The organism is Bradyrhizobium oropedii, from assembly GCF_020889685.1.
GTDB classification, from domain to species: Bacteria; Pseudomonadota; Alphaproteobacteria; order Rhizobiales; family Xanthobacteraceae; genus Bradyrhizobium; species Bradyrhizobium oropedii.
The window spans coordinates 10,001-33,512 of the sequence record NZ_JACMYO010000016.1; the positions used below are offsets into that span (position 1 = coordinate 10,001).

General features: G+C 62.1%; 15 protein-coding genes, 2 tRNA genes, 2 rRNA genes and 1 riboswitch (1 of these 20 only partly in view). Of the genes, 9 read left to right on the forward strand and 10 right to left on the reverse strand.

Annotated features, from left to right (window positions below; translation table 11 throughout):
- The 4 genes from H8A95_RS07105 to H8A95_RS07120 all read right to left on the reverse strand — a co-directional run.
- Positions 1-1,023, reverse strand: a 23S ribosomal RNA gene (locus H8A95_RS07105) (it extends 1,823 nt beyond the left edge of the window).
- A 430-nt stretch (positions 1,024-1,453) separates the two neighbouring features.
- Positions 1,454-1,529: transfer RNA gene (locus tag H8A95_RS07110), tRNA-Ala, on the reverse strand.
- A 35-nt stretch (positions 1,530-1,564) separates the two neighbouring features.
- A tRNA-Ile gene (locus H8A95_RS07115) sits at positions 1,565-1,641 on the reverse strand.
- 210 nt (positions 1,642-1,851) lie between these two features.
- Positions 1,852-3,340: ribosomal RNA gene (locus tag H8A95_RS07120) — 16S ribosomal RNA — on the reverse strand.
- Together the 16S and 23S rRNA genes with 2 tRNA genes alongside form the textbook arrangement of a ribosomal RNA operon.
- 1,008 nt (positions 3,341-4,348) lie before the next feature.
- Between H8A95_RS07120 and H8A95_RS07125 the strand changes: the two genes are divergently transcribed.
- Both H8A95_RS07125 and H8A95_RS07130 read left to right on the forward strand, forming a co-directional pair.
- Positions 4,349-6,418, forward strand: a complete 2,070-nt coding sequence (locus H8A95_RS07125; protein WP_229182516.1) for a M23 family metallopeptidase — start codon at positions 4,349-4,351, stop codon at positions 6,416-6,418.
- A gap of 92 nt (positions 6,419-6,510) precedes the next feature.
- Positions 6,511-6,768, forward strand: a complete 258-nt coding sequence (locus H8A95_RS07130) for a hypothetical protein (protein WP_229182517.1) — start codon at positions 6,511-6,513, stop codon at positions 6,766-6,768.
- 52 nt (positions 6,769-6,820) lie between these two features.
- On the opposite strand, the gene clpB is transcribed toward H8A95_RS07130, so the two are convergent.
- Complete coding sequence (gene clpB, locus H8A95_RS07135; RefSeq protein ID WP_229182518.1) at positions 6,821-9,472, reverse strand: ATP-dependent chaperone ClpB; 2,652 nt, start codon at positions 9,470-9,472, stop codon at positions 6,821-6,823.
- A gap of 191 nt (positions 9,473-9,663) precedes the next feature.
- Positions 9,664-10,227 carry a helix-turn-helix domain-containing protein gene (locus H8A95_RS07140; protein WP_229182519.1) on the reverse strand — a complete coding sequence of 188 codons (564 nt, stop codon included), beginning with the start codon at positions 10,225-10,227 and terminating at the stop codon, positions 9,664-9,666.
- Between the two features lie 57 nt (positions 10,228-10,284).
- On the opposite strand from H8A95_RS07140, the gene H8A95_RS07145 reads away from it, so the two are divergent.
- On the forward strand, positions 10,285-10,800 hold the full coding sequence (locus tag H8A95_RS07145) for a GNAT family N-acetyltransferase (protein WP_229182520.1): 516 nt from the start codon (positions 10,285-10,287) through the stop codon (positions 10,798-10,800).
- Positions 10,801-10,856: 56 nt separating this feature from the next.
- Positions 10,857-11,648 carry an MOSC domain-containing protein gene (locus tag H8A95_RS07150; RefSeq protein WP_229182521.1) on the forward strand — a complete coding sequence of 264 codons (792 nt, stop codon included), beginning with the start codon at positions 10,857-10,859 and terminating at the stop codon, positions 11,646-11,648.
- A gap of 41 nt (positions 11,649-11,689) precedes the next feature.
- Here H8A95_RS07150 and H8A95_RS07155 read toward each other — a convergent pair whose 3' ends face one another.
- Positions 11,690-12,361 (reverse strand): TIGR02594 family protein, encoded by a 672-nt coding sequence (locus H8A95_RS07155; RefSeq protein WP_229182522.1) that lies wholly within the window; start codon positions 12,359-12,361, stop codon positions 11,690-11,692.
- Between the two features lie 243 nt (positions 12,362-12,604).
- On the opposite strand from H8A95_RS07155, the gene H8A95_RS07160 reads away from it, so the two are divergent.
- Both H8A95_RS07160 and H8A95_RS07165 read left to right on the forward strand, forming a co-directional pair.
- On the forward strand, positions 12,605-13,471 hold the full coding sequence (locus H8A95_RS07160) for an alpha/beta fold hydrolase (protein WP_229182523.1): 867 nt from the start codon (positions 12,605-12,607) through the stop codon (positions 13,469-13,471).
- Positions 13,472-13,600: 129 nt separating this feature from the next.
- Positions 13,601-15,082: a hypothetical protein gene (locus H8A95_RS07165; RefSeq protein WP_229182524.1), complete on the forward strand. Its 1,482-nt coding sequence runs from the start codon at positions 13,601-13,603 to the stop codon at positions 15,080-15,082.
- Positions 15,083-15,143: 61 nt separating this feature from the next.
- Here H8A95_RS07165 and H8A95_RS07170 read toward each other — a convergent pair whose 3' ends face one another.
- The 3 genes from H8A95_RS07170 to metX form a co-directional block, all read right to left on the reverse strand.
- A complete protein-coding gene (locus H8A95_RS07170) occupies positions 15,144-17,942 on the reverse strand; it encodes a G8 domain-containing protein (RefSeq protein ID WP_229182525.1) in 2,799 nt (932 codons plus the stop codon).
- Between the two features lie 280 nt (positions 17,943-18,222).
- Positions 18,223-18,900 (reverse strand): methionine biosynthesis protein MetW, encoded by a 678-nt coding sequence (metW, locus tag H8A95_RS07175; protein ID WP_229182526.1) that lies wholly within the window; start codon positions 18,898-18,900, stop codon positions 18,223-18,225.
- On the reverse strand, positions 18,897-20,102 hold the full coding sequence (gene metX / locus H8A95_RS07180) for a homoserine O-acetyltransferase MetX (protein WP_229182527.1): 1,206 nt from the start codon (positions 20,100-20,102) through the stop codon (positions 18,897-18,899). The genes metW and metX overlap by 4 nt, the downstream gene beginning before the upstream one ends.
- An 85-nt stretch (positions 20,103-20,187) precedes the next feature.
- Positions 20,188-20,267, reverse strand: a riboswitch (SAM riboswitch).
- 186 nt (positions 20,268-20,453) lie between these two features.
- Here metX and H8A95_RS07185 point away from each other — a divergent pair.
- From H8A95_RS07185 to H8A95_RS07195, 3 genes are read left to right on the forward strand one after another with little or no spacing between them, the layout of a single operon-like run.
- Complete coding sequence (locus H8A95_RS07185) at positions 20,454-21,317, forward strand: chorismate mutase (protein WP_229182528.1); 864 nt, start codon at positions 20,454-20,456, stop codon at positions 21,315-21,317.
- Between the two features lie 24 nt (positions 21,318-21,341).
- Positions 21,342-22,439 carry a histidinol-phosphate transaminase gene (gene hisC, locus H8A95_RS07190; protein ID WP_229182529.1) on the forward strand — a complete coding sequence of 366 codons (1,098 nt, stop codon included), beginning with the start codon at positions 21,342-21,344 and terminating at the stop codon, positions 22,437-22,439.
- A 4-nt stretch (positions 22,440-22,443) separates the two neighbouring features.
- The gene (locus tag H8A95_RS07195; RefSeq protein ID WP_229182530.1) at positions 22,444-23,376 is read left to right on the forward strand and encodes a prephenate/arogenate dehydrogenase family protein; all 933 of its coding nucleotides are present in this window, start codon (positions 22,444-22,446) and stop codon (positions 23,374-23,376) included.
- The last annotated feature ends 136 nt before the right edge of the window (positions 23,377-23,512 follow it).

The window sequence follows — 23,512 nt, forward strand, 5'->3', positions numbered from 1 at the left end:
CTCCCGGATAGTACTCTCAGGTATTCGGAGTTTGGTTGGGTTTGGTAAGACGGTAAGTCCCCCTAGCCCATCCAGTGCTCTACCCCCTGAGGTATTCATCCGAGGCGATACCTAAATATCTTTCGCGGAGAACCAGCTATTTCCCAGTTTGATTGGCCTTTCACCCCTAACCACAAGTCATCGGAGTCTTTTTCAACAGACACCCGTTCGGTCCTCCAGTGAGTGTTACCTCACCTTCAACCTGCTCATGGCTAGATCACTAGGTTTCGGGTCTAATACAACGAACTTGACGCCCTATTCAGACTCGCTTTCGCTACGCCTTCGCCTATCGGCTTAAGCTTGCTCGTTAAATTAAGTCGCTGGCCCATAATACAAAAGGTACGATGTCACCCAGAACGTATCTTGGGCTCCATCTGTTTGTAGGTGTCCGGTTTCAGGTCTATTTCACTCCCCTCGTCGGGGTGCTTTTCACCTTTCCCTCACGGTACTGGTTCACTATCGGTCGCTGAGGAGTACTTAGGCTTGGAGAGTGGTCCCCCCGTGTTCAGACAGGATTACACGTGTCCCGCCTTACTCGTGGATACATCATCGCATTACTCGTACGGGGCTATCACCCTCTGAGGCCCAGCTTTCCTGACTGGTTCCGATTGTCTTTGATGTATCACTGGCCTGGTCCGCGTTCGCTCGCCACTACTAACGGAGTCTCGATTGATGTCCTTTCCTCCAGGTACTTAGATGTTTCAGTTCCCTGGGTTTGCTTAAAACCTCCTATTTTATTCGGAAGTCTCATACCTTCACTTGATAACTGGAAATCCAAAACCTCGCGGCTTGGTCTCAAACATCGCTGTTCAAACCCCAAGATCGGAGATCTTGGAGTTCCAGCTATCGAAGGTGGGTTTCCCCATTCGGAAATCCGTGGATCAAAGCTTCTTCGCAGCTCCCCACGGCTTATCGCAGCGTAGCACGTCCTTCATCGCCTCTCAGCGCCAAGGCATCCACCGAACACCCTTAAGGCACTTGATTGCTCTCATTATCAATGTCCACACACTCGGCAGAATGTTGTCTGTACAACTGCCAGAAGACCGAAGTCTCAGGCGTGCATCCTCGATGAATGCGATTGCACAGCCGGACATTGACTAGAAAGACCAGCTTGCTTCGTAAGATCGGCCCGATAGCGAGGCGGTCAAGCTTCGCTACAAAGATCGTTTTACAACTCGCTCACCTCACTCATCTTGCGATGAGCTGCGATGCGCGAGCGCCGAAAACGATCTGGAGATTAGGAATGGTACCCGCGAATTGCTTCGCAGATCCAAACTCGGATCGATCTCCTCTTTACGATGTCAGAAAACACGCACGTCACCGTCCATCCGGACCAATGAGTGCGAAGTGATGTTTCGCGGACGATATGAACAGAGCTTCTGCACAAGGTGCATTGTCGAGCTTCAATTCCATCTGGTGGAGCCAGACGGGATCGAACCGACGACCTCATGCTTGCAAAGCACGCGCTCTCCCAGCTGAGCTATGGCCCCGTACCAGAAGACGAATGCTCCGCACTCGATCAAAATGGTGGGCCTGGGAAGACTTGAACTTCCGACCTCACGCTTATCAAGCGCGCGCTCTAACCAACTGAGCTACAAGCCCCTAACACGAGAGACATGCCGGCGCGCACCCGACGTGAAGTCGGTGCATCGCACAGCGCTCAGCCCCTGGCGCGTGTTCGTCCGCGAAGAAAGAGAAACGAAGACGGCGAAATCCCGCCAATGGAGCTCAACAATCCTGAAACTGTTGGCCCCTGAATGTTTCTAAAACGATCCGATAGTGAGCGTGAGCTCGCTGAAGGATCATCCTTAGAAAGGAGGTGATCCAGCCGCAGGTTCCCCTACGGCTACCTTGTTACGACTTCACCCCAGTCGCTGACCCTACCGTGGCCGGCTGCCCCCTTTCGGTTAGCGCACCGTCTTCAGGTAAAACCAACTCCCATGGTGTGACGGGCGGTGTGTACAAGGCCCGGGAACGTATTCACCGTGGCGTGCTGATCCACGATTACTAGCGATTCCAACTTCATGGGCTCGAGTTGCAGAGCCCAATCCGAACTGAGACGGCTTTTTGAGATTTGCGAAGGGTCGCCCCTTAGCATCCCATTGTCACCGCCATTGTAGCACGTGTGTAGCCCAGCCCGTAAGGGCCATGAGGACTTGACGTCATCCCCACCTTCCTCGCGGCTTATCACCGGCAGTCTCCTTAGAGTGCTCAACTAAATGGTAGCAACTAAGGACGGGGGTTGCGCTCGTTGCGGGACTTAACCCAACATCTCACGACACGAGCTGACGACAGCCATGCAGCACCTGTCTCCGGTCCAGCCGAACTGAAGAACTCCATCTCTGGAGTCCGCGACCGGGATGTCAAGGGCTGGTAAGGTTCTGCGCGTTGCGTCGAATTAAACCACATGCTCCACCGCTTGTGCGGGCCCCCGTCAATTCCTTTGAGTTTTAATCTTGCGACCGTACTCCCCAGGCGGAATGCTTAAAGCGTTAGCTGCGCCACTAGTGAGTAAACCCACTAACGGCTGGCATTCATCGTTTACGGCGTGGACTACCAGGGTATCTAATCCTGTTTGCTCCCCACGCTTTCGTGCCTCAGCGTCAGTATCGGGCCAGTGAGCCGCCTTCGCCACTGGTGTTCTTGCGAATATCTACGAATTTCACCTCTACACTCGCAGTTCCACTCACCTCTCCCGAACTCAAGATCTTCAGTATCAAAGGCAGTTCTGGAGTTGAGCTCCAGGATTTCACCCCTGACTTAAAGACCCGCCTACGCACCCTTTACGCCCAGTGATTCCGAGCAACGCTAGCCCCCTTCGTATTACCGCGGCTGCTGGCACGAAGTTAGCCGGGGCTTATTCTTGCGGTACCGTCATTATCTTCCCGCACAAAAGAGCTTTACAACCCTAGGGCCTTCATCACTCACGCGGCATGGCTGGATCAGGCTTGCGCCCATTGTCCAATATTCCCCACTGCTGCCTCCCGTAGGAGTTTGGGCCGTGTCTCAGTCCCAATGTGGCTGATCATCCTCTCAGACCAGCTACTGATCGTCGCCTTGGTGAGCCGTTACCTCACCAACTAGCTAATCAGACGCGGGCCGATCTTTCGGCGATAAATCTTTCCCCGTAAGGGCTTATCCGGTATTAGCACAAGTTTCCCTGTGTTGTTCCGAACCAAAAGGTACGTTCCCACGCGTTACTCACCCGTCTGCCGCTGACATATTGCTATGCCCGCTCGACTTGCATGTGTTAAGCCTGCCGCCAGCGTTCGCTCTGAGCCAGGATCAAACTCTCAAGTTGGACTTGAAACTTTTGAACCGGCTGATCACAACGTTTGACGAGGTCCCACCATTCTTCACCGACCGAAGCCGATGAGCTGCCGACGATTCACATCGCTGGCAACGATGGTGTAACCTTTAAAACGTGTACCGCCGAAGTCTTTCGTCCACTCTCAGAAGTCAAAAGCCGAAGCTTTCAAGTTTTCCGAGAGACGCAAGGACTCCGCCGTCCACGTTTCTCTTTCTTCATCTTCACTTGTCAAACAGCCCGGGATCCGATGACCCCACACCCTTAGAGGGTGGTTCTACCCTTCACCAACCGACAGTGAACCTCAACCGATTTATGTCGGCTGTTGTGTCACTCATCAACGAGGTGAGGAGCATCAGTGGCGCGTTCGCTCGCCTTGGTCAGTGACCCGGCGGCGCCGCGCTCAGTGGTTGGTTTATAGTCCCCACCCCTCGGGATTGTCAACGGCCATTGTCAACAAATCGTCGCACGCCGAAATCGCTTGTGCAGTGCGAAGAAATTCCCGTTCTTTCCGTGGCTTAGGCCGGAGGTAAAAATTCGCCACCCGGCGCGCGTGGTAAAAAACTTGAAAAAAAGTTTGTCGCCGGAGGGCTCGTCAGCCCCTTCCGAACGGGTTCCAAGCCGCTCCAGGCGGGGTGGCGGCATGGACCTGCTTCAGGAAACTTTTCCACCCAAAATGCCGCACTTGAGCCACAATCCTGCGACGTTCTGGCTATAAGACATGCACTGAACCGCTCGTAACCTGTGGGGGCACGGGTGGTTTTTCTGGGGACCAGGCGATTTTCTCCAAGAACCCGTCGCCTCTTCCCTACACGGCCGAGCAATATCGAGAGATCTGCACACCATTGACGTTCGGGATCGCGGCCAGCGAATGGCCTTCGTCTCTTCGACTTCGATGCGTGTGGCTCGCCACGCTGCCGAATTCCCTCTCGGAGGGAGCGAGGTGGAGATGAGGACGAGCAGAGGACGATCGCAGTTGCTGGAATTTGGGGGGATACAGGGTTGAGCCAACGGGCGTCACGCGGAAGCGGCATTGGGCGCGAGACCGGGATGATCGATCTCGGTCACGAACCGCCGCTTTCAGTCGACGGCACCGAGGCTGCGGTGATCGATCGCCGCCGTGTCTCCGTTCAATGGTTCAGCGGCACCATTCTGACTGGCTTATGTGGCGCGGCCCTGATCGGCGGCGCCGTTTTTGCGTCGCTCGACGGCGAGATGACCTTCGCCAAGGTGCCGGAGCGCGTCGAAGGCGCGCTGCGCGGCGCCTTTACCGGCAATGATCGCGTCGTCAGCCTACACAAGGGTGACCGCCTGCCGCCGCCGAGCGAATCTTCCGCCTCCCGCAGCCTGGTGCGCGTGTCGACCGTGACCCGCGTCGGCAATCGCGACGTGATGCGGGTACGGCCCTTCATCCGGATTTCCGGCAATCTCTCGATGACCACGAGCGATCTGTCGTCCAAGATTCCGGCGTTCAACGCGCAGCGTCTGTTGACCGATGTCGGCTCCAACACGCCGGCGGCGGCCGAGGATCCGAATGCGGCCGACGCCGCCGAGCCCGACGCCGAGGTCTCGTTCGTCACCAAGGATCTCGGATCCGTGCTGCCGAAAGCCAAGCTCGCCGCCGTTGTCGCGCTCGACGACGTGCTGATGCGGGTTCGTGACGCCGCCAACTGGCGCGGCTCCGGCAATTCGGTGCGCTACGCTTCACTGGCCAATGCCACGGCCGACGCAAGCGGCGCCGCCCCCGACATGAGGATGGCCTACGCCACCGAGGGCAACACCTCCGATCCCTATGCAGGCTTCGAGACCCGCGTGGTGCCGGAGAACGTCACGCTGCTACCGAAGACCAAGGAGCAGGTCACCGGCGGCAATCCGGTCGGTGAGCGGGTTCACCTCGTCAAGAAAGGCGACACCATCACCTCGATCCTGCGCGATCAGGGCGCGACATCGGACGAGGCGAAGGCGATTGCCGCAATGCTGGGCCCGCGCGGCCGCGACGGCGGCCTGAAGGAAGGCCAGAAGGTGCGAATCCTGATGGCGCCGGCAGCTCCCGGACCGAATGTCAGGCTGCAGCCCTATCGCGTCGTCGTCGCCAATGATTCCGCCGTCGAAGCCGTCGCCGCCCTGTCCGATCTCGGCAAATACGTCGCCGTCGACGTGCAGAGCATGAACACCGTCAACGAAACCGCGGATAATTCCAGCGACGATGACGAGGATGATGGCAGCGGCGTGCGGCTCTATCAGAGCATTTACGAGACCGCGCTGCGCAACAAGGTGCCGCCGACCGTGATCGACGACATGGTCAAGATCTACTCCTACGACGTCGATTTCCAGCGCAAGGTGCAGCCGGGCGACTCGTTCGACGTGTTCTATGCCGGCGAGGACGAGGGCGTCACCAGCACCGAAAAGACCGAAGTGCTCTACGCCGCGCTGACCGTGGGCGGCGAAACCAAGAAATACTACCGCTTCCAGAGCTCCGACGACGGCCTCGTCGATTACTATGACGAGACCGGCAAGAGCGCGAAGAAGTTCCTGGTGCGTAAGCCGGTCAACAACGCGATCATGCGTTCGGGCTTCGGCGGCCGCCGCCACCCGATCCTCGGCTATGTGAAGATGCACACCGGCGTCGACTGGGCCACCGCCTACGGCACGCCGATCTTCGCTTCCGGCAATGGCGTGCTCGAGAAGGTCGGATACGAAGGCGGTTACGGCAAATATATCCGCATGAAGCATTCCAACGGCTATGAGACGGCCTACGGTCACATGTCGGCCTTCGCCAAGGGCATGGAGATCGGCAAGAAGGTGCGGCAGGGCCAGGTGATCGGCTTCGTCGGCTCGACCGGCCAGTCGACCGGCCCGCACGTCCACTACGAAATCCTGGTCAACGGCAGATTCGTCGATCCGATGCGCGTGAAACTGCCGCGCGGCCGCTCGCTCGAAGGCCCGATGCTGGCGAGCTTCGAACAGGCTCGCGACAAGATCGAAGCCCAGATGTCGAGCCGCGGCAGCTCGCGCATCGTCTCGGACGCGACCAGCTCCACGTCGCAGACCCGCTCCATCACCAACCGCTAAGCGCGGAACCTGCATCAGGCCGTTCCGCGCGGAACGATCCGCCATCGATTCGGCTTGTCTCGACCAAGCAACCCCTTGCAGAGGAGGCGCGGATGGCCAGCCTCACCCGCGACGACGTGCTGAAAGCGGTCGGCAACGCCGACGACGTCACGATTGCCCGGATTATCGCATCCGGGGCGACGATCACCGAACTTGCCGAGGCTCAGGCCTGGCTCGCCAATGACGAGCCGCTGATGAATGACGGCAGGCCGCTGGCCACCGGCCGCGCCCGCGAACTGGTCGACATTCTCACAGAACTCGAGCCCGTCGAGGACGACGAGCCCTCACCGCCTATCGCCCCGCAGGAGTGATTCGCGCAACAAACCCTCCCCGCAGCGTGCGGGAAGAGTTCTTTTGTTGCGTTCAGTTCAGCTTGCGCTTCGAGACCGGGGCATCGAATTGCACGATCTCGGCAGTCTTGGACGGCTGACCGTTGAAGGTCAGCACGTTGCCCTTCACCGAAATCAGCACGCGATCACCGTCCTTGACCTCGCCGGCGAGGATCATCTCGGCCAGCGGATCCTGCACGCTGCGCTGGATCACCCGCTTCAGCGGACGGGCGCCGTAAGCCGGATCCCATCCCTTCTCGGCGAGCCAGTCCCGCGCTTTCGCATCGAGCGTGAGCTCGATCTTGCGATCCTCGAGCAGCTTGGTCAGCCGCGCGAACTGGATCTCGACGATGCGGCCCATCTCGTTCCGCTGCAGCCGGTGGAACAGGATGATCTCGTCGATGCGGTTCAGGAATTCCGGCCTGAAATGCGCCCGCACGACACCCATCACCTGATCGCGGACCGCCGCGGTGTCCTCGCCTTCCGGCTGGTTCACCAGGAATTCCGAACCGAGGTTCGAGGTCATGATGATCAGCGTGTTGCGGAAATCGACGGTGCGGCCCTGACCATCGGTCAGGCGGCCGTCATCGAGCACCTGCAACAACACGTTGAAGACGTCGGGATGCGCCTTCTCGATCTCGTCGAACAGCACGACCTGGTAGGGCCGGCGCCGAACGGCTTCGGTCAGTGCACCACCCTCGTCGTAACCGACATAGCCGGGAGGCGCGCCGATCAGCCGCGAGACCGAGTGCTTCTCCATGAACTCGGACATGTCGAGGCGGACCATCGCGGTCTCGTCGTTGAACAGATCAGCGGCGAGCGCCTTGGTCAGCTCGGTCTTGCCGACGCCGGTCGGCCCCAAGAACATGAACGAGCCGGTCGGCCGGTTCGGATCCTGCAGGCCGGCGCGGGCACGGCGCACGGCGGTTGCCACCGCACGCACGGCTTCGGCCTGGCCGACGACGCGCTTGGCGAGCGCATCCTCCATTTTCAGGAGCTTGTCCTTTTCGCCCTCGAGCATCTTGTCGACCGGCACGCCGGTCCAGCGCGAGACGACCTGCGCGATATGGTTGGCGGTGACCGCCTCTTCCATCATCGCGCCGCCGTTCGGCCTGCTGCTTTCGGCAGCTTCGATGTCGGCGAGCTTCTTCTCCAAGTCGGGGATCCGGCCATAGGCCAGCTCGCCTGCCTTCTGGAATTCGCCGCGACGCTGCGCATTGGCCAGCTCGACGCGGAGCGCATCGAGTTCGCTCTTCAGCTTCTGGGCATTGGAGAGCTTGTTCTTCTCCGCACTCCAGCGCGCCGTCAGCGCGGTCGACCTTTCCTCGAGTCCGGCCAGTTCCTTCTCCAGGCTTTGCAGCCTGCTCTTGGACCCGGCATCGTTCTCCTTCTTCAGCGCCTCCTGCTCGATCTTGAGCCGGATGATGTCGCGATCCAGCGAATCGAGCTCCTCCGGCTTCGAATCGACCTGCATCTTCAGCCGCGCCGCCGCCTCGTCCATCAGGTCGATGGCCTTGTCGGGCAGGAAGCGGTCGGTGATGTAGCGGTTCGACAGCGTGGTCGCGGCCACCAACGCGGAGTCGGTGATGCGCACGCCGTGGTGCTGCTCGTATTTGTCCTTCAAGCCGCGCAGGATCGAGATGGTGTCCTCGACCGTCGGCTCGCTGACATAGATCGGCTGGAACCGGCGGGCCAGCGCCGCATCCTTCTCGACATGCTTGCGGTACTCGTCGAGCGTGGTCGCACCGATACAGTGCAGCTCACCGCGTGCGAGCGCAGGCTTCAACAGGTTGGACGCGTCCATCGCACCGTCGGTCTTGCCGGCGCCGATCAGCGTGTGCATCTCGTCGATGAACAGGATGATGCCGCCCTCGGCGGTCGAGACCTCCTGCAGGACGGATTTCAGCCGCTCCTCGAACTCGCCGCGATATTTCGCGCCGGCGATCAAGGCGCCCATGTCGAGCGACAGCAGCTTCTTGTCCTTCAGGCTCTCCGGCACGTCGCCGTTGAGGATGCGCAGCGCCAGGCCCTCGACGATCGCGGTCTTGCCGACGCCGGGTTCACCGATCAGGACGGGATTGTTCTTGGTTCGCCGCGACAGCACCTGGATGGTACGACGGATCTCCTCGTCGCGGCCGATCACCGGGTCGAGCTTGCCGTCGCGCGCAGCCTGGGTCAGGTCGCGGGCATATTTCTTCAGCGCGTCATAGGCGTTCTCGGCAGTCGCACTGTCCGCAGTGCGGCCCTTGCGCAGCGCTTCGATCGCCGCATTCAGGTTCTGCGCGGTGACGCCGCCCTTGCTCAGGATGGAGGCCGCCTCGCTGCCCTTCTCGAGCGTCAGCCCGAGCAGCAGCCGCTCGACGGTGACATAGCTGTCGCCGGTCTTGTCGGCGGCTTTTTCCGCCGCATCGAAGGCGCGCGCCAGCTCCGGCGACAGGTAAACCTGCCCGGCACCGCTGCCCGAGACCTTCGGCAGCTTGTTCAGCGCCTCTTCGGTCGCTTTCAGGATCGCTCTGGAATTGCCGCCGGCACGGTCGATCAGACCGCCGGCGAGCCCCTCATTGTCGTCCAGCAGCACCTTCAACAGATGCAGCGGTGAGAACTGCTGGTGACCGTCACGCATTGCGAGCGATTGGGCAGACTGGATGAATCCGCGCGAGCGCTCGGTGTACTTCTCAATGTTCATTCGTTTTCCCTCGGCCTGCCATCGTCACCCATTCAGGCATGACAACGGCATCTTCATTGGGTTTCCGCGGGCCGCGTTGACGTTCCTCAACCAGCCTCTGGTCGTCGCCATCATTTTTCAGGCTTGCCGCAGATGTGGGCACTTGGTTCCGAAACGGAAGAGCCACAGTCCGCGATTTCGCCCGATCGAGCTCAGCGCCGCACGATGGCGACAAGGTAGCGGCAGGGCTGAGTAGTTTCGTTACGGAAGACGATGTCCGACGGCGGACCAAGCTCGACGCGGTCACCCGCTGCGAGCTCGTGACGCTCCACGCCTTCCATCAAGGTGAGGCGGCCGCTGATCACCCAGACCACCTGACGGACCAGATGATAGGCACTGGCGGGGAAGCCGGCTTCCTGCCTGGCAGGCAGTTCGACCTCGACCAGCTCCAGCGGATTGGCCGGGTGCAGGAACACCTGCCGTCGCAGATAGGCCGCCTTCGGATCCCGCCATACCGGCTGATCCTTGGCCCGCTGCAGGCGGGAAGTGGCCGAGGCAACCTCGAACAGCGCGGCCATGGTCAGGCCATAGGCGGTGGCGATCCGCGACAGCGTTGCCGCCGTCGGGCTTGCCTCCGCCCGTTCGATTTTGCTCAGCATGGCCTTGGACACGCCTGCCCGCCCGGCGAGTTCCGCCAGCGACCAGCCGCGCCCCTCCCGTTCGGCGCGAACCCGCCGCCCGAGAGCCTCATCGGCGTTGTCTTCTATAATTGACATGTCGTCTTATATAGTAGACGATAGGGTCCATTCAAGAGGCTCGCTAAAGGAACCACGATGATTATCCGTCCCGCCACCGAGGACGACATTCCTGCGATCACCGCGATCTTCAATGAGGCGGTCGTCAACTCGAACGCGATCTGGACGGAGAAGCAGGATTCCGAGGCCGAGCGGCTGGCATGGATGCAGGCCCGGCTGGCGCTCGGCTACCCGGTGCTGGTCGCGGCCGAAGGGCCTGTGGTGCTGGGGTATGGCACGTTCGGCGACTTCCGGGCCTTCCCCGGTTACCGCTACAGCGTCGAGCACAGCGTCTATATCCATGCCGACCATCGCGGCCGCGGGCTTGGCCGCCTCATCGTCGACGAGCTGATCGCCGCGGCCACCGCGCTCGGCAAGCACGTCATGATCGCCGGCATCGACGGCGGCAATCCCGCCTCGCTCCGGCTGCACGCGCAGTTGGGCTTTGTCGAGGTCGCCAGGATGCCGGAGGTCGGACGCAAGTTCGGCCGCTGGCTCGAACTCGTGTTCATGCAGCGTGTCCTCGACACCGAAGGCGCGGCGCGGCCCGACTAGCAGCCTCACCGCTGGCGGCGGTTCTCCTCGCCCGTCAAACAGGCTAGAGCGGGCGGATGGACACCACGCACGCTTCCTTCGCCCGGATCACCGGCATCTACCGCTACCCCGTTAAGGGTCTGACGCCCGAGCCCCTGCCCCGCACAGAGCTCAAGGTCGGCGAGACGCTCCGCTCGGATCGCCGCTACGCGATCGAGAACGGCCCGAGCGGCTTCGATGCATCAGCTCCGAAATGGCTGGCGAAGCCGCATTTCCTGATGCTGCAGCGGGACGAGTGGTTGGCGCCGCTGCGCGCCCATTACGACGACGACAGCCACGTGCTGACGCTGCGCCGGGATGGCGCGATGGTAGCCCAGGGCGATCTCGAAACGGCAGCCGGGCGCGCGGCGATCGAGCGCTATTTTGCCGATCGCCACGCCGGCCAGATCAAGGGACCGCCCAAGGTGCTGGTGAGCCCCGGGCACAGTTTCTCCGACGTGCCGCGCAAGGTGGTCTCGATCATCAACCTGGCGAGCCTGCGGGCGATCGAGGAGATGGTGCAGGCGCCGGTCCATCCGCTGCGCTTCCGCGCCAACCTCTATGTCGAGGGCTGGCCGGCCTGGCATGAAGCTGGCCTGCTCGACCAGACGATCGCGATCGGCAGCGCGCGAGCCAAAGTGGTGAAGCGCATCACCCGCTGTGCCGCGGTCAATGTCGATCCCGATACCGGCGCACGCGACCTCTCGGTCCCGAACACGCTGATGCAGCGCTTCGGCAACAATGAATGCGGCATCTACGCCGAGATCATCAGCGAGGGCGGCGCGGCCGTCGGCGACATGATTGCCGCCGAGCAGCCTGTCATTTCGTAGAGAGGGCAAGGCGCGCACGCCGAGCCCGCCCTTTCGACCGATCAGTTCGCCGGCATCACATAGGCGTAGATCCGGCCGCGCGAGACTGGCGTCTCGCGGACGCGATGGCTGCTGTTGCCCGAGATCATGATCGGATTGCCCTTGGCGTCGACGCCGGTGATGATGCCGACATGACCGCCGCCGCGGCGGCCCATCACGGCGATGGCGCCGACCTGCGGACCGGAAACGCGCGTGCCGTATTTCGCGAACGAGCTCGCCATGTCGGATCCGGTGCCGCGATGGCCGGTTTGCTGCAGCACCATGTTCATGAAGCGCGCGCACCACAGGCTGGAGCGGCCGGTCGGGTTGCCGCCGCCGAGATAGCGGCGCGCCGTGGCGACGATGCCGGACGAGCCGAAGCCGCCCGCCATGCTCACACCGCCGGTGTTGGGCACGGCTTCATCGTTGCCCGGCAACGCGGATGCGCTGGCCTCGGTGAAGCCGCCCGCCTCCTGGATCTGCTCGCGACGCTCGGCGCGCGACAGTCGCACCGTGTGCCGATAGTGACGATGGGCGGAGTGGCGCGCGTGATGGCCGACATGGGCCGAATGCGCGTGGCGTGAATGATGCGGACGGGCGGATGCCGGAGCGGCGGCGATCACGGCGAGAGTGAGCGAACACAGAGCCAGCGCCAAAACACGAAGCGACCGGCGATACGCAAGCAACTGAACCATACTTCACGAGATCCTCTGTAACGCCCCCCAACTCCCCGTCGCATTCCCTTGTCATTCCCCTGGGAAACGCGGCGGTGGTTTTGAAAATCGCGGTGTGGCGAGAGGAAGACTTCGTGCGGCGCTGCCGAAACGATTTCGGGGTCATTCCGAGCAAATTCCATGACGAAAATAGTCAGAACTGCCGCATTGCAGCCGCGGAAATTAATTGCAAATCTGAGGCCGGCCAACGAGAGGAGAATTTCAATGCCCCATGCCGTCACGAAAGATAATGTCCGACTCCATTTCGAGGAGGCCGGGAGCGGCACCCCGATCATCTTCATGCACGAGTTCGCTGCGGATCACACCAACTGGGAACCGCAGATGCGCTACTTCTCGCGCGGCCACCGCTGCATCGCCTACTCCGCGCGCGGCTACACGCCGTCGGACGTGCCTGCGAGTGCCAACGTCTACACCTACAAGCATTTCTATTCCGACGCGCTCGCCGTGCTCGACCACCTCGGCATCGCAAGTGCGCATTTCATCGGCCTCTCGATGGGCTCCTATTCGTCGTTGCAGGTTGCGCTCAACGCGCCGGAGCGCGCGCTCTCGATGACGCTCGCCGCCGTCGGCTCCGGCTCGAGCCTCGAGAATCTCGATGCCTTCCGCGTCCAGTGCCGCGCCAACGCCGAGCAATACGAGACCATCGGCGCGGTCGAAGTTGCCAAGGCCACGCGCGAGGCGCCGAGCCGGATTCCGTTCCTGGTGAAGGACCCGCGCGGCCACGCCGATTTCTACGCCGCGCTCGCCCGGCACGACGCCAGGGGCTCGGCCAACACGATGCGCAGCTTCCAGGGCGGCAGGCCCTCGATCTACACCATGACCGACGCGATCAAGCGCGCAGCGACGCCGGCGCTGATCCTGTGCGGCGACGAGGACGATAATTGCATCGCGCCCAGCATGTTCCTGAAACAGCATCTGCCGGCCGCCGGCCTCTCCTTCTTCCCGAAGTCGGGCCACGTGCTCAACCTCGAAGAGCCGGCGCTGTTCAACGAGATGGTGGAGCACTTCATCGCGCTGGTCGAGGCCGGCCGCTGGCCGGTGCGCGATCCGAGGTCGATGGTGGCGGCTTGAACATCCAATGTCTTCGTTGGACGCAAGGCGCAACCAGAGCGCGGCGGATACATGCGGACAGCCCGCCAGATCCGCACCCGGAGCTCAGGAAGTGAGATACGTCAACACATTCGTGGCACCGCGCGAACGATGAAAGCCGGATATTCCATTCTGCTCTGCGCGATTGCGATCGGGCTTGCTGTCGTCTCCTACACCGCTTGCGCTCAAGGCCTTGTTGAGGAAATGAAACTGGAAGCGGCGGGCGCCACAGCGGATGCGTCCTATCTTCTGGATGGGAAAGCGCAGCCGTCGATCCCGATCGGCTGGGCCGTGATGAGCCCAATGATCGCCGTCATCGACGACGATCAGTACGCTCCTATCTTCGCGCCTTGCAATCCCGCCGAGCCACTCCTGTATTGCGTTGAAATCCTGAAAAACGGCACGACGTTCTCAGAACCGCTGGACATGGGACACGCCTTCGTGCCGGCCGGCTTTCAGGCTGAACTCGCCTATCATCCCCCGCTGTTGTTCACAGATGGAACCAGGCTGCTCGTGGCATACTGGGTCCGTGCGAAGGACCATCGCTCCATCCTCCAGTTGCTCTCGCTCGATCCGAAGGCTTCAGGCATCGCCCCATGGGCCTTGCTATCGACATTCGAGAATCGTGGTGACGAGCTTCTTAGCTACCTTGGAGGAGCTATGGGGCCCGACGGCGAAATCGTTATCTCCGCATATGGGACCGGTGGACCTTCGAGGAGCCACCGGCTCGAAATAACAAAGATACTGCCGCCCTACACCGGGCCCTGGATGCCGAAGCAACTCATCGCCGAATATCCCTCACCAGCCTACGCACCAGAATATCCGCATGTCGCAATTCGCGACGATGGCAGCATCAGCATTTTGACCGTGCTCGCCAACTACACGCCGTGCCCGGAGACTCAAGTAACGTATTCGGTCTACAAGAACGTCATCGCTTTCGATGGGCGTTATGGCGGATCTCTTGCCGCGAAATGGAGCGACGCGACGGCGGACACCGTAACCGACCCCGCAAACCACGGCGACAGCTGCCTGTTCGGGGCGGATCGTTATCCGCTGGCGCATTTTTGGGACAAGCAATCGCACGCAATCTATTCGATCGTACGCAGCGCGGACCTCGACGCGGTCGATGCCACCAACAAGGTTGCGTCGAACGCACGCTTCTCACGAACATTCAAGCTCTATCGCGATGGCAGCCTGATCGTGCCCGACCTTGCGATCTACTTCTCACATTACTTTACCGACCCGCTGCATCCCTGCTACCGGCACGAAAGTGCCTGTCACATCCATGCGATGACGATGACCCGTCTCGACAATGGAGAATTCGTCATTTTCGCCAACGCCCGCGACGATGACGCCGCCACGACCTATTCAAAGATCGGCGTCATTTGGTCGAAGGACCTTCAGACATTTTCCGAGCCGGTTTATCTGCCGACATCCTATGGTCCTGGATACAGCATATTCGTCGCACAACCGGACAAGAACGGCATGCATTCGGCGCGCAAGCTGCAATTCTTCAACGCGGGCAACACGTACAACCCAGCACAACTCAACTACAATCAGCGCCTCACGCTCTGGCGCTATTCCCTCGACTAGCGCCAGCGCTCTCCGGAGACGCGCAGCGCGCGCCCGTATGGTTCCCACGCCTGGTTCAAGGTCATTGGACCTGAGGGAACATCGCGCGCACGTCTCGCTGCATCTCCGGATCGAAATCACACTTCCCGCAATATTGCGCCTGCTTGTAGAACTCGTAGTTCCTTCCGCGCCTGACGGCCTGTTTCGTCACGGTGAGCGACAAGGGCAGCGATGTCATGTCCCCGGCAGGATCCGGAAACTTCACGTCGAGCGCGATATGGCCTTGCCCGTCGGGCCGCAGATCAGGGAAGTCCTGTATGAACGCCATTTCGGTCACGCGGTTTTCGACCACATCGGCGACGATTCCCTCGAGCCGGTAGCCGTAACGCACGTCGTCAGGGTGAATTTCCAGCTTGCGAAGCAAGGGATGCACGATCAGCTTTGGGCTGGTCTTCTTGACGAACACAAAATGGGGATGCTCAGGACCGGAAGCCGTGCCTGCGAACGTCCAGCGGCTTTTCGCAGTCTGGTCTTCCGTGTTTACGATATGCGATCCCGCCAAAGGATAGAGTTCGTTCGAGGGATTTTGCGCAAACTCCAGCTCCGTCGGTGTCGGCGCCAAATTGTCCGCATCGACCAAGGCCATTGTGGCGTTGCTGCGCGGCAGCGGCTTCGCATCGGCCGGCGCCAACTGACCGCCGAACGCGACGCCAAAGCGAGCCTTGATTTCCCCACTGGTCAACCCCTTGAGATCGGCTGGCCCGTTATCTGCAAAGGGGACGAAGTTTCCGTTCTGCGATCCAAAGTACAGCCGGAAACTTTTGCCGGCGGAATTGCTCCAGAAAATCCGGTCGTTTTCAAAGAGCATGGCGACGTCGCCATTCGCCGGCACGGCCAGATCCTTCAGATCGAAGTTCGTTGTCGCGCCCTCGGACGGAACGTGGATGTTCTTGAGCGCAACCATGCGGAACGGACGATTCGCCGATTCGATCATGATGTTGGTACGATTGCGGAGGAACGCGCCATCGACCGTGTTGATACCGCGCCGCGGCAGCACCAATCCGTTGGGAAACCGCTCGGCCGAAACATTCTGGAAAGTAATGTTCTCGGTCTGGGAGTTTCCTCCGATCGCAAAATCGGTGTCCATGTGACGTTCGCCGCCATAGGCGTAGACGTTGCGGATCAGCGTGTCCCGGACGTAGGGAATGAAGAGCGCATGCCGGCTGACATTCCAAACCGTCACATCCTCGATGAGGCTCTGGGAAGGATGCGGCGCAAGCAGCTTGTGATTCCAGATCTCGACCCCGTCGGCCGAACCGGCCGCTTGGTTGCGCGCAAAGTACAAATCGACGTCCGACGTCGAAATGCGGCCTTGCGCATCGGCGTTGACGCGATTGTCGGTATTGCGCGCGTCGAAATAGGTACGGTTGTTTCCTTCCGCAAACGCATAGCCGAACACGACATACGCGCCCGCGGCGTGCCCAAACGCCCAGTTGTCCGTTACGCGGACACCGGCGCTTTGCATCCAGAAGCCGTGCCCCTGATGGCCATTGTCGAATATCCCCATTCGACTGACGAGCTCCTCGCCTGATCCGGTCGACCGGACTGCGAGATTCCCGCGAAAGGATCCAATCTCGGTGCCGTTCTCCGCAAAGAAATGCGAGCCGGCGATCTCGAACGTCACATTGTTCTCTGCCAGAAGATGACCACCATGGTTGACGATGCCATGCTTTGGACTCCCTCTCACGACGCTATTGCGCACCACATGCGGCGGGACATCGATGCGTGCGCCGGAGACGATGTGGAAATGAAGTGCGTATCGGCCGACAGTGTTATCGTCCGATCCGGCTATCAGGTTTCCGGCCTCATCGAGATCGGGCACGGTCTGGGCCCGCTTGGTGTCGGTACGGCCAAGATCCCGGAACTCGGCGCCGTCAATCACCACACCTGTCTGCCGATGCAGGAACATGATGTGGCCTCGCGCCGATAACGGCGCCGCCGCCTCGGAGCTGACCCGGACATTCCTCGTCAGGTTACCGACAGGAACGGATGTGCCGTCCGGTGTTAGATGCGTGTATTTGAGCACCCTATCGAGTACAATTCGCTCACCGTCGACGCTGACAACGACTGGCGTTTCGTCCTCATCATTCGAGTCGCTGGTCCCGGGTATGATCAATTCATCTCCGACTGACCAGTTCGACGGCCGCTGATCGAACTGGAATACCGCTACTCCCGCCACGAGTTGGCTCTGCGGTATCTTCCACGCGGTCTTTTCGGCACCATGAATCCGGATGACGCCCATCGAAATGAGCCCGCCGGCCATGTCGAACGGATCACGCTTTCGGTCCCGGAACGTGCGAGCGGCAAAGGTCAGCTTTGCGACAACCGCCTTCGAGACCGGATGATCTTCGGTCCCCATTTCGAGTGCGCCTTCGGGCGTCACGACAATCGTTCCTACATTCACGGAGCTTGCGTGATCGGTGCTCCACGCGAGGGCTCCATCGACGCGGATCCAGTCGATGTTGGGCGTGACCTCCTTGTCGACCTTGACGGTCAGCCCGGATGGAATGCGGACCTTTGCGTTGGCGGCGGGCGGCTTCCCCCGTGCCCAGGTGGAGGGGGCACTCCAATCGCCCGACGATACGGCGGTGTCCGTCTCCGAGCACAGGGCTACCAGATCGAGTGCCGCGGAATGCTCTCGATGGCGAGCAAGATCGGGCACGTGATCTGCCGCATGCCCGGACGCTTGCGTGTCGCAGGCTCCATGCGGCAGCGCCAGGTGTCCCGCTTGGTGCCCATCGGGGGTGGACATATTGGCGGCCCACAAGGCTGCGGACAGCGCAACAACGAGCAATAGCGCAACCGAGAAACCTGTTCGCATTGTCACCCCCAGCAAGTGACCATCGCGCGTCAGCCCGCGATGACCACCATCAACCCACCATTGATTCGATTATCTCTAATCAGCATGACGCATTTTTGCACGGCGAGCGCGAATGGGAAAGCTGCACACCGACAACCCATCCCTGTCATGGCCGACGATCTGAATCGGCGGGGATTCCACGGATTTCGTTGAAGGATTGCAAAGATTCAGCCGCGGCCTCTGGCCGGTGCGCGATCCGATGTCGCAGGTGGCGACGCCGGGTTGACGTGTCACACAGCTGTCACTTGGCCTTGTCGCTACCCTGCCCACCACGGCTGAGCAGGAACACGCCCTGCTCGCCGAACATGTTCCACACCCACCAGGGCAAATTGAGCGGCACCGGGCGGCCGTAGAGATCGAGCGCCACCGCGCGCTCCATCTTGACGTTGATCTGCTCGCAGAGCTCCACGAAATCCTTGATGGTGCAGAAATGGATGTTGGCGGTGTCGTACCAGCTCGCCGGCAGATTCTCGGTCCGCGGCATGTGGCCGCCGATCAGGAGCTGCAGCCGCATCTTCCAGAACCCGAAATTCGGGAACGAGACGATGGCGCGCTGGCCGATCCGCAGCAGGTTCTCCAGCACCACCTTGGGCTGCCGCGTGGCCTGCAAGGTCTGCGACAGGATCACGTAGTCGAACGCATCATCGGGATAGTTGACGAGGTCGGTGTCGGCGTCGCCCTGCACCACTGCGAGCCCCTTGGCGACGCAGCCATTGACGCCCTCGCGCGACAGCTCGATGCCGCGGCCGTCGATGCCGCGGCTCTCCAAGAGCTGAAGCAATTCGCCATCGCCGCAGCCGACATCGAGTACGCGCGAGCTCGGCCGCACCATCTCGGCGACCAGAAGATGATCCCTGCGATAGCCGCCGGTCCGCTCCGGCGCGACGCCCGGCAAGGGCAATGTCTGCTGCATGCTCATGACTGGCCGTCGTCCTTCAGTCCGCGTGCCTTGCCTGCGGCCAGCAGGAAGGCACGGGAGATTTCGAGGAATTCGGGCACGTCGAGCAGGAAGGCGTCGTGACCTCGATCGGTCTCGATCTCCGCGAACGACACCCGCGCACTCGACGCATTCAGCGCGTGCACCAGCGCGCGCGATTCCGAGGTCGGAAACAGCCAGTCGCTGGTGAACGACACCACGCAGAACCGCGTCTGGATGCCGGTGAACGCCTTCGCCAGCACGCCGTTGTGGTCGGCGGCGATGTCGAAATAGTCCATCGCGCGGGTCAGATAGAGATAGCTATTGGCGTCGAAGCGCTCGACAAAGGACGAGCCCTGATAGCGCAGGTAGCTCTCGACCTGGAAATCCGCATCGAACGAGAAGGTCGGCAGCTCGCGGTCCTGCATCCGCCGCCCGAACTTGCGATGCAGCGCGGCGTCCGAGAGGTAGGTGATGTGCGCGGCCATCCGCGCGACCGCCAAGCCGCGATGCGGATGGGTGTCCTCGTCGACATAACGGCCGCCACGCCAGTCCGGATCGGCCATGACAGCCTGGCGGCCGAGCTCGTGGAATGCGATGTTCTGCGCCGAGTGGCGCGTCGAGCAGGCGATCGCAAGCGTCGCGAACACGCGCTCGGGATAGGCCGCGGTCCATTGCAGCACCTGCATGCCGCCCATCGAACCGCCGACCACGCAGAACAGCGTCGCGATACCGAGGCGATCGATCAGCATCGCCTGCGCGCGCACCATGTCGGGGATCGTGATGATCGGGAAATCCAACCCCCACATCTTGCCGGTCGCAGGGTTCAGCGACGCAGGGCCCGTCGAGCCCATGCAGCCGCCGATCACGTTGGAGCAGATGATGAAGTATTTGTCGGGATCGATCGGCTTGCCGGCCCCGACCATGGTCTCCCACCAGCCGGGCTTGCCCGTGACGGGATGGATGTTGTTGACGTGCTGATCGCCGGTCAGCGCGTGGCAGATCAGAATCGCGTTGGACCGGTCGGCATTGAGCTGGCCATAGGTCTGATAGGCGATCTGGAACGGTGCGAGATCGACGCCGCAATCGAGCTTCAGCGGCTGATCCATGCCGAACTTCGCCACCAATGACGACGGATGATCGGCCTCATGGGCGCGATCATCGCTCTGGGTTTGCGGGCTCGGTATCGGACGCACGTTGCTCATTTAGGCGACCCAGCCTCCGCGCGGGAGGGCTCGAACAGAAATCAGGCCAATAAAAAACCCGGCCTGAACATAGGTTCGGCCGGGAGCTGATCTGTCCCCGGCCTGTTTAGCGAGTTGTTTAACGTGGCTGCAAGCCGGCCGGCTCAAATGACCACGGAGTGCAGCGAACCTAGTCCTCAGGCCCCCCGTCGTCAAGGCGGCCGGCGAACGTCCCCTTGCCGGGCCCCGATGGTTAACCGAATGCGCAAGGCACGGCTGCGACGTTTCTCTTTGCTTTCGCTGCCCGTCTTTCCTAATCAGGGACCCTGTCCGGCACGGCATCGGGCCGCCCGGACGACAAGGTTTTAGAGCATGTCCAAGCCACCCCCGTCGCCGCCCTCGTTGCAGGAGCTGCGCAAGGAGATCGACGCGATCGACGAGCAGGTTCACCGCCTGCTGATGGCGCGCGGCGACATCATCGACCGCCTGATCCAGGTCAAGAAGACCCAGGAGGTCGGCTCCGCGTTCCGCCCGGCGCGCGAAGCCAGCATGATGCGCGAACTGGTGCAGCGTCATCGCGGCATCCTGCCGCTCGACACCATCGAGGGCATCTGGCGCGTCATCATCTCGACCTTCACCTATGTGCAGGCGCCGTTCGCCGTGCACGCCGATGTGTCCGTCGGCGAGTCGGCGATGCGCGACTCGGCGCGGTTTCACTTCGGCTTCGTGGTGCCCTACGTCTCGCATTTCAGCGCGCAGGCCGCGGTGGAGGCGGTGGCGAAATCGAAGGGCGACCTCGCACTGGTCTCCGCGATCGCGAGCCGCACGCCGTGGTGGAATGCGCTCGAGGCCGATGGCGCGCCGAAGATCATCGCGCGGCTGCCGTTTCTCGAACGCGCCGACCATCCCGCCGCGTTGCCGGTGTTCTTGGTCTCCCGCGTCGCTGACGATGCGATGGTGACCGAGGTCCAGATGTGGAGCGTCCGCGTTTCCGGCTGGAACGCCGATGTCGCCCGCGCGCTGGCGCCGCTCGCCGAGATCGTCGCGGTCCCCGACACCGCCTTCGACGGCGCGGCGCTGCTGGTCTCGGTCGCCGGTCAGGACCCGGAGAGCAAGGGCTTCGAGACCATCAAGCTCGCTCTGATCAAGGCCGGCGCCTCGGTGCGCTCTTCGGCCCTCGTCGGCAGCCACGCAACGCGCTATACGGTGCCCACCAACGGATCGGCCAGAAGCTAGCCGCCCCGTAATCCGGAGTTGATGATGTCCCGCCCCGTGCCGAACCCCGGCATCCTCGATATTGCGCCCTACACGCCCGGCAAGAGCCCGGTGCCGGAACCGGGCCGCAAGGTGTTCAAGCTGTCCGCCAACGAGACGCCGTTCGGCCCGTCTCCGAAGGCGATCGCGGCCTACAAGGGCGCGGCTGACCATCTCGAGGACTATCCGGAGGGCACCTCGCGCGTGCTGCGCGAGGCGATCGGCCGCGCCTACGGGCTCGATCCCGACCGCATCATCTGCGGCGCCGGCTCCGACGAGATCCTCAATCTGCTGGCGCACACCTATCTCGCGCGCGGCGACGAGGCGATCTCGACCACCCACGGCTTCCTGGTCTACCCGATCGCCACCATGGCGAACGGCGCGAAGAACGTGATTGCCGCCGAGACCAACTTTACGGCCGATGTCGATGCCATCCTGAAGGTGGTGACGCCACGCACAAAACTGGTCTGGCTCGCCAATCCGAACAATCCGACCGGCACCTATATCCCGTTCGACGAGGTCAAGCGCCTGCGCGCCACCCTGCCCTCGCATGTGCTGCTGGTGCTCGACGCCGCCTATGCCGACTATGTCTCGCGCAACGACTACGAGCTCGGCATCGAGTTGGTCGCGACGACGGACAACACGGTGGTGACGCACACCTTCTCGAAGATCCACGGCCTTGCCGCGCTGCGGATCGGCTGGATGTTCGGGCCGGCGCATATCGTCGATGCCTGCAACCGGATCCGCGGCCCGTTCAACGTCACGACACCGGCGATGCTGGCGGCGGTGGCGGCGATCGAGGACTCCGCACATGTGCAGATGTCGCGGACCCACACCGAACAGTGGCGCAACTGGCTGACCGAGGAGATCGGTAAGCTCGGGCTCAAGGTGACGCCAAGCGTCGCCAACTTCGTGCTGATCCACTTCCCGACCGACCAGGGCAAGACTGCGGCGGAAGCCGACGCCTATCTCACGCGGCGCGGCCTCGTGCTGCGCGCGCTCAACAATTACAAGCTGCCGCATGCGCTGCGCATGACCGTTGGCACCGAGGAAGCCAACCGCCTCGTGGTCGAGGGGCTGCGCGACTTCCTGGCCGGAAAGTGACATCGTGACCACGGCTCCACTCTTCAACCGCATCGCGCTGATCGGGTTCGGCCTGATCGGCGGTTCGATCGCGCGCGGCGCGCGCGCGCAAGGCCTGGTCGGTGAGATCGTGACCACCGCCCGCTCGGAGAAGACCCGCGCGCGCGTCGCCGAGTTCGGCATCGTCGACCGCGTCGTCGAGACCAGTATCGAGGCGGTCAGGGATGCCGATCTCGTCATCCTCTGCATCCCGGTCGGCGCCTGCGGTCCGGTCGCGGCCGAGATCGCCGCGCATCTGAAGCCCGGCGCCATCATCTCCGACGTCGGTTCGGTGAAGGGCGCCGTCGTCAAGGACATGGCGCCGCATCTGCCGAAGACGGCGCACTTCGTGCCGGCGCATCCGGTGGCCGGCACTGAGCATTCGGGTCCCGATTCCGGCTTCGCCGAACTCTTCATCAACCGCTGGTGCATCCTGACGCCGCCCGAAGGCACGGATCCCGCCGCGACCGACCGGCTGCGCGCGTTCTGGGCCGCGCTCGGCGCCAAGGTCGAGATCATGACGCCGGACCATCATGACCTCGTGCTCGCGATCACCAGCCATCTGCCACATCTGATCGCCTACACCATCGTCGGCACCGCCGACGAGCTGGCGCAGGTGACGGAATCCGAGGTCATCAAATTCTCCGCCGGCGGCTTCCGCGACTTCACTCGCATCGCAGCGTCGGATCCGACGATGTGGCGCGACGTGTTCCTCGCCAACAAGGACGCCGTGCTCGAGATGCTCGGCACCTTCACCGAGGATCTGTCGAAGCTCACCCGCGCGATCCGGCGCGGCGACGGCGAAGCGCTGTTCGACCACTTCACCCGCACCCGCGCCATCCGCCGCGGCATCGTCGAGATCGGCCAGGACTCCGCCGCGCCCGACTTCGGCCGCCCGCATGCGAATTTGAAGAAGTAGGCGGGCTGAAGACGTAGCGGGGATTGAGCCCACATACGCGCCGTCGTCCCTGCGAAAGCAGGGACCCATACTCCGCGGCGAATGTGGTTGAAGCGACTCGTCGTTCCAGCATCGCATAGCAATCGGCATTTGTGGT